The sequence below is a fragment of the Wenyingzhuangia sp. genome (genome assembly GCF_039768515.1).
Classification (GTDB): Bacteria; Bacteroidota; Bacteroidia; order Flavobacteriales; family Flavobacteriaceae; genus Wenyingzhuangia.
In genome coordinates this window covers 1-10,176 of the sequence record NZ_JBDNAI010000045.1, presented here as the reverse complement: position 1 = coordinate 10,176, position 10,176 = coordinate 1, and the positions used below count along the sequence as shown (strand labels likewise).

5 protein-coding genes are annotated in these 10,176 nt (G+C 35.3%); all 5 read left to right on the top strand.

Annotated features, from left to right (window positions below; all coding sequences use genetic code 11):
• Positions 1–190 precede the first annotated feature (190 nt).
• The 5 genes from ABF281_RS02950 to ABF281_RS02930 all read left to right on the top strand — a co-directional run bounded on the left by ABF281_RS02950 (position 191) and on the right by ABF281_RS02930 (position 9,966).
• Entirely contained in the window at positions 191–1,582 is a 1,392-nt protein-coding gene (locus ABF281_RS02950; RefSeq protein WP_347180208.1) for a DUF1080 domain-containing protein, read from the top strand.
• Between the two features lies 1 nt (position 1,583).
• Positions 1,584–2,927: a Gfo/Idh/MocA family oxidoreductase gene (locus ABF281_RS02945; RefSeq protein ID WP_347180207.1), complete on the top strand. Its 1,344-nt coding sequence runs from the start codon at positions 1,584–1,586 to the stop codon at positions 2,925–2,927.
• 3 nt (positions 2,928–2,930) lie between these two features.
• On the top strand, positions 2,931–4,130 hold the full coding sequence (locus ABF281_RS02940) for a Gfo/Idh/MocA family oxidoreductase (RefSeq protein ID WP_347180206.1): 1,200 nt from the start codon (positions 2,931–2,933) through the stop codon (positions 4,128–4,130).
• 137 nt (positions 4,131–4,267) lie between these two features.
• Positions 4,268–7,795, top strand: a complete 3,528-nt coding sequence (locus ABF281_RS02935) for a family 78 glycoside hydrolase catalytic domain (protein WP_347180205.1) — start codon at positions 4,268–4,270, stop codon at positions 7,793–7,795.
• 77 nt (positions 7,796–7,872) lie between these two features.
• On the top strand, positions 7,873–9,966 hold the full coding sequence (locus ABF281_RS02930; RefSeq protein ID WP_347180204.1) for a BNR-4 repeat-containing protein: 2,094 nt from the start codon (positions 7,873–7,875) through the stop codon (positions 9,964–9,966).
• Positions 9,967–10,176: the final 210 nt, after the last annotated feature.

Here is a 10,176-nt window from a genome sequence, read left to right as displayed (position 1 = left end):
GTAATTTTTAAAATTCAGTAAAGTAATCTACATTCTAATGTGCCTTGTTTTGGAATTAACAAATTCTAATTGATCATTAGATTAGGTAAAGAAGATTATTGAAATGGTGCTAGCAGTTGCTACACATTTAACCCTTCTTTTTTAGAGTATATTTATCGAAGTACACAAAACCACAATTAAATAATTTAAAATGAGACCAATAAAACAAATATCATCAATCAGCATTGTTGCTTTGTTAGCTGTGCTTTTGATTTCGTGTAAGTCAAGTAAACAAAATGATTCTTGGATTGATTTAATTCAAGGAGACACACTTAATGGCTGGAATATTAAAGGAGGAAAGGCTACTTATGAGGTAGTTGATGGAGTCGTTATAGGAACCACTGCAGCAGACACGCCAAACACTTTTTTGACGACCAACCAAAATTATGGAGATTTCATCTTAGAAATAGAGTTTAAAGTCGATCCTACAATGAATTCTGGAATTCAAATTAGGAGCAATACGCTACCAAGCTACAGAGAAGGAATTGTTCATGGTTATCAAGTTGAGATTGATCCTTCAAAGCGTTCTTGGAGTGGGGGAATTTACGATGAAAAGAGAAGAAAGTGGTTGAATACTTTAGAAAACAATCCTAAAGCCCAAAAAGCGTTCAAGCAAAATCAATGGAATCATTATCGCGTTGAGGCCATTGGAGATACCATTAAGACATGGATCAATCAAGTTCCAGCGTCCTATTTGATTGATGATAAAACCGCTACAGGTTTTATTGGTTTACAAGTACATTCAATTGGAAAGAAGAAAGACAAACTTGGCAAGCAAGTGATGTGGAAAAATGCGAGAATCTTAACTGAGAATCTCTCTCTACACACAACAAAATCCCCTTTGAAACCTGTGATAACTAAGAATAATTTAACTGTCTCTGAACAGAAGTCAGGATGGCAAATGTTATGGGATGGTCAAACGACTAAGGGTTGGCGTGGAGCAAAATTACAAAGTTTTCCAGATCAAGGTTGGGTAATAGAAAATGGAGAACTTATAGTTTTGTCTACTGGTGGTGCTGAATCTGCTGCAGGTGGTGATATCGTTACGACTAGAGAATACACTGATTTTGAGCTACAGTTAGATTTTAAACTGACTGCGGGTGCAAATAGTGGTATAAAATATTATGTAGACACGGAATTGAATAAAGGGCCAGGTTCGTCTATTGGTTTAGAATATCAAATTTTAGATGATGAGCTTCATATAGATGCAAAAAGAGGTTCACATGAGGGGAGTAGAAGAGTTTGTTCTCTATATGACTTGATCAAAGCAGATCCAGAAAAGCCAATACATCAAATTGAATCTTGGAATACTGCTTACATTAAATCCATTAATAACCACGTAGAACATTGGTTAAATGGCGTGAAAGTTTTAGAGTACGAACGAGGAAGTGAGGACTTTTTAAAATTAGTATCAGAAAGTAAATATTCTAAGTGGCCTAATTTTGGGTTGTTAGAAAAAGGTCAGATTTTATTACAAGATCACGGTGATAAAGTATCCTTTAGGAATATTAAGATTAGAGTACCAAAATCAAAAAAACATTAAGATGGCAAGTAACAGAAGAGATTTCATAAAGAAAACAACATCCGCTGCTTTGGGGGTAACCTTGTTTGGAGGTGTAAATTCCTTATCTGCTAAGAGTTATAATAATATTATTGGTTCCAACGATAGAATAAACGTTGCTATTGCAGGTTTGGGAAGACGATTAAATGCTTTCAAAGCTCCTATTGCTTCAAAGCAGAGTAATGTGAACTTACTCTACTTGTGTGACGTAATGGAAAGTCAACGCTTAAAAGCGTTGAAAGACTTTGGTCAATATATTGATTATGCACCAAAATTAGAAAATGACATTAGGAATGTATTAGAGGATAAAAATGTAGATGTACTAATTAACGCGACTCCAGACCATTGGCATACTCCAGGATCTATTATGGCAATGAAAGCTGGTAAGCATGTATATGTTGAAAAGCCTTGTAGCCACAATATGTACGAAAATGAACAACTTGTGAATGCCTCAAAACACTTTAATAAAATTGTTCAGATGGGGAATCAGCAACGATCATCAGGTCATACCATTGAGATCATCACTGAAATTCACAATGGTGTTATAGGGAAACCTTACAAAGCTGTGGCTTTTTACAACAACGGTAGGGGTAGAGTCCCCTTACAGCAGAAAGCCTCAGTACCTCAAGGTTTAGATTGGGATTTGTGGCAAGGTCCTGCGCCCAGACGTGACTATACCTCTGAAACGTGGAATTACAATTGGCACTGGTATGGTTGGGATTATGGAACTGCAGAGGCGGGAAATAACGGAACTCATGAGTTAGACGTTGCACGTTGGGCTTTAGAAGTTAACTTTCCACAGCAAGTATATGTTGAGGCAGAAAAACGTCATTTTTTAGAAGATGGGTGGGAGATGTATGATGATATGGAAGCTACTTTTAAATTTGCCGACAACAAAGTTATCAAATGGGATGGTAAATCGAGAAATAAATATGGTACCTATGGAGATGGAAGAGGTGTAATTATCTATGGAACTGAGGGGTCTGTCTTTATAGATAGAGGTAAATATATGCTTTATGATCGTAGAGGAAAGTTAGTTAAAGAATATAATTCTTCATCAAATGAAGCAGGAACTGCTTTAGGAGGAGGCGGAGATATGTCGACAAGGCATGTGCAAAATCTTTTTGAAACCATAAGAGGAAAAGCAAAGCTAACAGCTCCTATAGATGATGCTAGTAAAAGTATGGCAATGGTGCATTATGCAAATATTGCTTACAGAATTAATAGAGGTTTTGATGTAGATGATAAAACAGGTATCATGTATAATAGAGATGCGATGAAACTCTGGACCAGAGAATACGCACCAGGTTGGGATCCTAAATTTTAAAATTTGAAGAGAAGATCATTTATTGGAAAAACAGCTTTGGCAGCAACAGCTACCTTGGCAGGTTCTTCTTTTTTATATGGAAACATTTTATCGAATAAAAACCTCAATAAAACCCTAAATATAGGTGTTATTGGTACTGGGGTTCGAGGGAAAGGACTCATGACGATCATCAATTCGATTGATCAAGTAAACGTTGTAGCTGCCTGTGATGTTTTGCCCTTTAGATTGAAAGAAGGTTTGCGAAAATCAAATTCTAATCCACGTGGTTATTCAGATTATCAAAAACTCCTGGATGATAAAAATATTGACGCCGTTATTGTGGCAACCCCTTTTAATACTCATTCTAAAATAGCAATGGATGCGTTAGATGCAGGAAAGCACGTGTATTGTGAGAAAACAATGGCAAAAGGGTACACAGGGATAAGAGAATTGGTCAAAAAGGCTTATGAATCAGATCCCATATTCCAAGTAGGCCATCAATACCACAGTTCAAGGCTTTATCACCATGTTGTCGATTTGATTCAACAAGGGAAAATTGGGAATATTACTGCTTTTGAGTGTCAGTGGAATAGACATGGAGATTGGAGAAGAAAAGTTAAAGACCCTAAATTAGAGAAGGCAATTAATTGGAGAATGTATAGAGCATTTTCAGGAGGATTAACGGCCGAATTGTGTTCACACCAAATTGACTTTGTCAATTGGGTATTAGGCGAAACCCCAACCCAAGTTATGGGAGTAGGAGGTGTAGATTACTGGAAAGATGGAAGAGAAACATACGATAATATTCATTTAATATATAAATATCCAAAAGGGATAAAAGCAACCTTTACATGTTTGACTACTAATGCCAGGGAGGGTTATCAAATAAAAATACTAGGAGATAAAGGTACGATCATTATCGATAGACAGAATGCTTGGTTTTATCCTGAAGGTAATAATAACACTAAGGTTACTGGAGTTGTAGACGGGGTAAGTGGCGCTACCCTCCAATGGGGTAAAGAAAAAGGATACAAGATAGATGTAGAACATTTAAATCCAACGGAACAGGCATTGATAGATTTTAGAGAAGCAATCCAAAAAAACAAGCAGCCTGAATGTGGAATATTAACAGGAGCTAAGACAGCGATTTCTGTTCAAATGGGATTAGATGCGATGTACAAAAATGAAATCATAAGATGGAAGGATGACCTCTTGAGGTTCTAGGGTCTCTTTTAGGTATTAAGGAAAGATGAACAAACTATTTTTCATGATAGAACAGGATAGAAACAAAAGAACTTAACTTTATCTTTACCTTAGATTTTTACACACAAAAATTAAACAAACAATTAAGAAATTTACAGATGTTTAAAAAAGATTATTTATTAGTGATACTGTTTGCTGTATCTTGTTTTAATATTACCAATGCTCAACAAGATCAAACTGTTGAGAATCCAAATATTATTTTTATACTTACCGATGATCAAAGATTTGATGCTATTGGTTATGTTGGAAACGAGTTTGTTGAAACTCCAGAAATGGACAATTTAGCAAAATCTGGAACCTATTTCAATTCCGCAATCGTTACCACTCCAATCTGTGCGGCAAGTAGGACTAGTATTTTAACAGGATTGTATGAAAGATCTCACAATTTTAATTTTCAAACGGGAAATGTTCGAGATGAGTATATGGATAATTCTTATCCAAGGTTGTTGAAAGATAATGGATATTACACAGGTTTCTTTGGAAAGTATGGAACAAGGTACAATCATTTGGACAAACAATTTGATGAATACGAATCTTACGACAGAAACAATAAGTTTCCGGACAGAAGAGGATATTATTACAAAACAATTGACAAGGATACGGTTCATTTAACAAGATATACAGGGCAAAAAGCACTCGACTTTATAGGTAAAAACGCAAACGGAGATAAGCCTTTTTGTTTGTCTTTAAGCTTTAGTGCACCTCATGCTCATGACCGTGCAGAAAAACAATACTTCTGGCAGAGTACCATGGATGCAATGCTAGAAAACACAACAATTCCTGATCCAGAATTAAACGATGACAAGTACTTTTTAGCTCAGCCAAAAATAGTTAGAGATGGATTCAATAGGTTGCGTTGGACATGGCGTTATGATACTCCGGAGAAATACCAACATAGTCTTAAAGGGTACTACAGAATGATTTCAGGAGTTGATTTAGAAATCAAAAAGATTAGAGCCAAACTTAAAGAAACAGGACAAGATAAAAACACTGTCATTATTGTGATGGGAGATAATGGCTACTTTCTAGGAGAACGACAGTTTGCAGGGAAATGGTTAATGTATGACAATTCTATTAGAGTACCGTTAATTGTTTTTGATCCAAGGATTGATCAACATCAGGATATAGACGAAATGGTTTTGAATATAGATGTGCCACAAACTATTGTTGATATAGCAGGTATTGAAGCTCCATCAACTTGGCAAGGTAAAAGTTTGATGCCGTTGGTCAATCAAGAAAAAAAATCAATTGAAAGAGATACCATTTTAATTGAGCACATTTGGGATTTTAGCGAAATTCCACCTAGTGAGGGTGTACGTACTAAAAAATGGAAGTATTTTAGGTATGTAAACGACAAGACTATTGAAGAGTTGTATGATTTGGAGAAAGATCCTCAAGAAATTAAAAATCTTGTAGGTAAGAGAAAATATAAAAGGGTACTTGCAAATTTACGTGCAAAAACAGAAGCACTAATCAAGAAAAATAGCAACAAGTATAGATCTGCTCCTTCAGATTTAACTGTAGAGTTGATTAGAGCACCTGAAGCGGGTGTAGAAATTTTTGACTTAAAGCCAGAGTTTGGTTGGACAGTTCCTTTAGGGGCTAAATATCAAGGTGCATATCAAATCTTAGTAGCTTCGAACAAAGCTAGTATTGATGCTAATAACGGAGATGTTTGGGATAGTGGAAGAGTTTCATCTTCAAAATCTACAGATGTACAATACGAGGGTACTGAATTAGAGATTGGGAAAACGTATTTTTGGAAAGTTAGAATTTGGGATGAAGCGAATAGATTAGTAGATTACGCGGCTCCTCAAAAATTCACCACAGGTAAAAGCGATAGCTATATTATTTCTACCGAAAATAAGTTTATAACAGCTAAAATAAAGCCAAATAAGTTTGAAAAAAGAGGAGACTTTTATTTTATCGATTTTGGAAAGGCTGCTTTTGCAACGCTTAACTTTTCTTATCAGGCAAAAAGGTCACACACCATAACTGTTAGAGTTGGTGAAATGTTAGACGCCCAAGGAAATGTCAACAGGTTTGTTCCAAAGAAAAGTAACATTCGATATCAGGAAATAAAGGTTGATGTAAAACCTGGTAAAACAGAATATCAGATCCAAGTACAAACGGATGAGAGAAATACAAGACCAAATCAGGCAGTTGCTTTACCTGAAGGTTTTCCTCCATTGGTTCCTTACAGGTATGCAGAGATTGAGGGCTATGAAGGAGAATTAAAAGCAGAAAACTTTACTCAATTGGCTTTTCATAGTTATTGGGATGAGAAAGCAAGTAGTTTTAAAAGTAGTAATGATATTTTAAATCAGGTTTGGGATTTATCAAAATATTCTATAAAAGCAACCACATTTAATGGGTTATATGTAGACGGAGATAGAGAGCGTATACCCTATGAGGCAGATGCATATTTAAATCAATTAAGTCACTACACAACAGATAGAGAATATGCGATGGCAAGAAGGACCATTGAATATTTTATGAAAAACCCTACTTGGCCAACTGAATGGCAGCAGCACGTTCCTTTGTTAATTTATGCTGACTATATGTATACTGGAAATACAGAGTTGATAGAACGTTATTATGAACCTTTAAAACACAAATCATTATTTGAACTATCAAACGATGACGGTTTAATTACCTCTACCAAAGTTGACAAAGAGTTTATGAGGAAGTTAGGATTTCCAGAGGGTTATAAAAAGCCGTTAACAGATATTGTAGATTGGCCTTCTAAGAATTTTGCAGGAAGTAAGACAAAGGGAGAAAGAGATGGTTTTGTTTTCAAACCTTACAGCACTGTAATTAATTCTTTCTTTTATGAGAATATGAAGATTATGGCTGAATTTGCAAGGTTGCTAGGTAAAACTCAAGAAAATTTAGATTTTGAGTACAGAGCTGCAAAAGCTAAAAAAGCGGTTAACGAGCAAATGTTTGATAAAAACCGTGGGATTTATGTAGATGGAATTGGTACAGATCACGCTTCTCTACATGCAAACATGATGCCTTTAGCATTCGGGATTGTACCTCAAGAACATTATCAATCTGTTGTGGATTTTGTAAAATCTAGAGGAATGGCATGTAGCGTTTATGGAGCACAATTTTTAATGGATGGTCTATACAATGCGGGTGAAGAGGATTATGCATTAGAATTGCTAGCTAGCAAAGCTAAGAGGAGTTGGTACAATATGATTCGTGCAGGGTCTACCATAACCCTTGAGGCATGGGATTACGAATACAAAATAAACTTAGATTGGAATCATGCTTGGGGCGCGGCTCCAGCTAATGTAATTCCTAGAGGATTATGGGGGATCAAGCCTAAGACACCAGGATTTGGAATAGCAACGATTAAACCTCAAATGAGTACGTTAAAAAATAGTGAAATAGAAGTACCAACGGTAAGGGGTAAGATCAAAGGGAAATATACCTATAACGGCAAAAGATTACAGACTTATGAAATTGTAATTCCTGGAAATATGGTCGCAGAATTTTCTTTGAATGGTTTAAATGGAAAAGAACTTATTCACAATGGTGAAAGTGTGCCATCAGCCTTTCAAATGATAAGATTGACACCTGGTAAACACACCATTCAGTTAAAGATTAATTCTTTCTAAACTTTACTCATTAAGAATACAAAAGGTAGTGAAAGCTACCTTTTGTTGGCTAAAATAGAAATTAAAAAGTCATCATTATGATTAAAAAAATAGTGTTTTTTAGCTTGTTTGTTTGTCTGTCCTTTACAATTGTAGGTCAAAACAAATTAACCGCTACATTAATCAATAACACCAAAGTCACTAAAGCTGATGAAGGCGCTTTGTTTTTTGTAGGCACGAGGGATGTCAATTATAGGTTTGGGCGAAGAATTTCACCTCATGGCGACTGTATTGATGTCATCAATGGGTATGCATTTGTAACTTGGTACAAAGGAGGTATGGACCAACGGAATTTAATGTTGTCTAGGAAAAACTTGAATTCGGAAAATTCATCTTGGGTTACCATTCAGTTTCCTCATCAGCATATTGGTCAAAATGGAGAGCTCTATAAGGGTACAGGAATTAGAGGAGATTCTCATAATACTGCAGCCATAGGAGTAAGTACTATTGACAATACAATTCATATCATTTATGATATGCATGCTTACAGAAAAAGCGCACTGCCTTCTGTTTTCTTTAATTATTCTGTTTCAAAAAAAAACATGGCTTTTGTGCCGGATAATGAATTTACTTCAGAAATATTTAACACAAAAAGAACCTATTTGAAAGAAGGTCAAAACTATGAGCGTTTGACGTATCCTATGCTACATAGGGCAGAGGATGGAAGTTTAATTGTGCGCTATAGAGTAGGAGGATCTGGGAATGGGGATATTTTATTGGCACATTATGATGGTCATTCATGGTCTAATAATTGGACCTATCATGAGGGGACTTTAGAATTGCCAAACAGAAATAATATGTATGGAGGGGAGCGCTTCTTACATGGTAAATTTTATTCGGGATTTTCCATAAGGTATTCCACCAATAACAATACAAGTACGAGTAATGGATACATGTTGAATAGCGGTTTGTATTATGCCTATACTAATGAAATTCCAAAAAACCAATCAAGTCAATGGTTTGATGTAAATGACAATCCGATTTCGTTACCGATAATAAATAATATAGATCCTACAGAAGACCCTGTCCAGATTGGTCAGCCTGCAGATGATTTTGGCACAGCCTCTCAACCGAGAAGTTCTAATGATCCTGCTTGGACGGTTACTGAAAGCGGAGCCATTCATTTTGTCACAAGAATAGATAATATTAATGTACATTATTACAAAAAAGTAGGGGAAGATAATTTTTCTAAAATGGCAGGAGGTTCAATTCCAAATCCTGCAACAAGAGGAGAAATGTATAGCTACAAAAATCATGTTTTCATGGTAGAGCTTCTCGATGGGAAAGTAAACATAAAAACAACATTAGAAGGCGAAAACAAATGGGAAGTAATTTACACAGGTCAAGAAACTGTTGAATACGAACATTTTGATGCTTTTGTCAAAGATGATAAATTATATGTGTATCTCATGGAAGATACGGGAGATGAAATTGTTGGCCAAGGAGACAAACGACCGCTTTATTTTCAAGAGTTTAATTTGTCCGAAAAAATAGTTCAAGTACTTTTAGAGGCAGAGGATTATTCAACAGCTTCTGCCGATGTTGTCATTGGTACAAATACTGCTGCTTCTGGTTTAAAATATATAGATGCTTTTAGAAGTAATCAATTTTTAGAGTATAAATTTGAGGTTTCTGATGAAGGAGATTATGATATTGTTTTGTTTGTTGCGGTTAGAAATAAAGATGATTCTGTGATGGATGTAAAGATAAATGGACAACTTTACGAGGATTTCTTGGTAGCCAAAACGGGTGATTGGAATATTTATGGAGAAAATACAATTCAAGATGTTAGATTGCAACAAGGAGAAAACACGATTAGACTTACGCAGAAACGTTCACTATCTAGTGAGCTGGATAAAATTGAAATTTTCTCAAAATCAAGCCTAGCAAATAAAAGTGTTCATAGCATGGATATTGATGTTTATCCAAATCCAAGTAATGGTATTTTTAAATGTAATAGCAGTATTCAGAATTTAGAATACAGACTTGAAAATATACAAGGTAGTGTTTTACAGCAGGGTATTGTTCATAAAGAGGGAATTGACTTTTCGAGATATGCTAAGGGAGTCTATCTGCTGAGAATTAGTTCTATTAGTGAGGGTAGTCTTGTGAAAAAGATCATCATAGAATAATTGATGAAGACATTGTCTTTAAGGGGTATCCTAACTCTAAATTTTTAAACAATTAAACTTCTTCGGATACGCTAAACCTTGTTTTGTTAGATAAAATAATCTCACTATGTATGTCATAGATCGGCTTGAAAAGTTTCTGGGAAAATAGGCTTATTGCTGAATCTAGTCAATAATCATAAATATTTTTATTGTTCATGAATGCGTTTCAAT

What these genes read in the sequence shown, in the direction of transcription:
- ABF281_RS02950 (WP_347180208.1), top strand. Translation starts at nt 191, where the DNA reads ATGAGACCAATAAAACAAATATCATCAATCAGCATTGTTGCTTTGTTA.
- ABF281_RS02945 (WP_347180207.1), top strand. Translation starts at nt 1,584, where the DNA reads ATGGCAAGTAACAGAAGAGATTTCATAAAGAAAACAACATCCGCTGCT.
- ABF281_RS02935 (WP_347180205.1), top strand. Translation starts at nt 4,268, where the DNA reads ATGTTTAAAAAAGATTATTTATTAGTGATACTGTTTGCTGTATCTTGT.
- ABF281_RS02930 (WP_347180204.1), top strand. Translation starts at nt 7,873, where the DNA reads ATGATTAAAAAAATAGTGTTTTTTAGCTTGTTTGTTTGTCTGTCCTTT.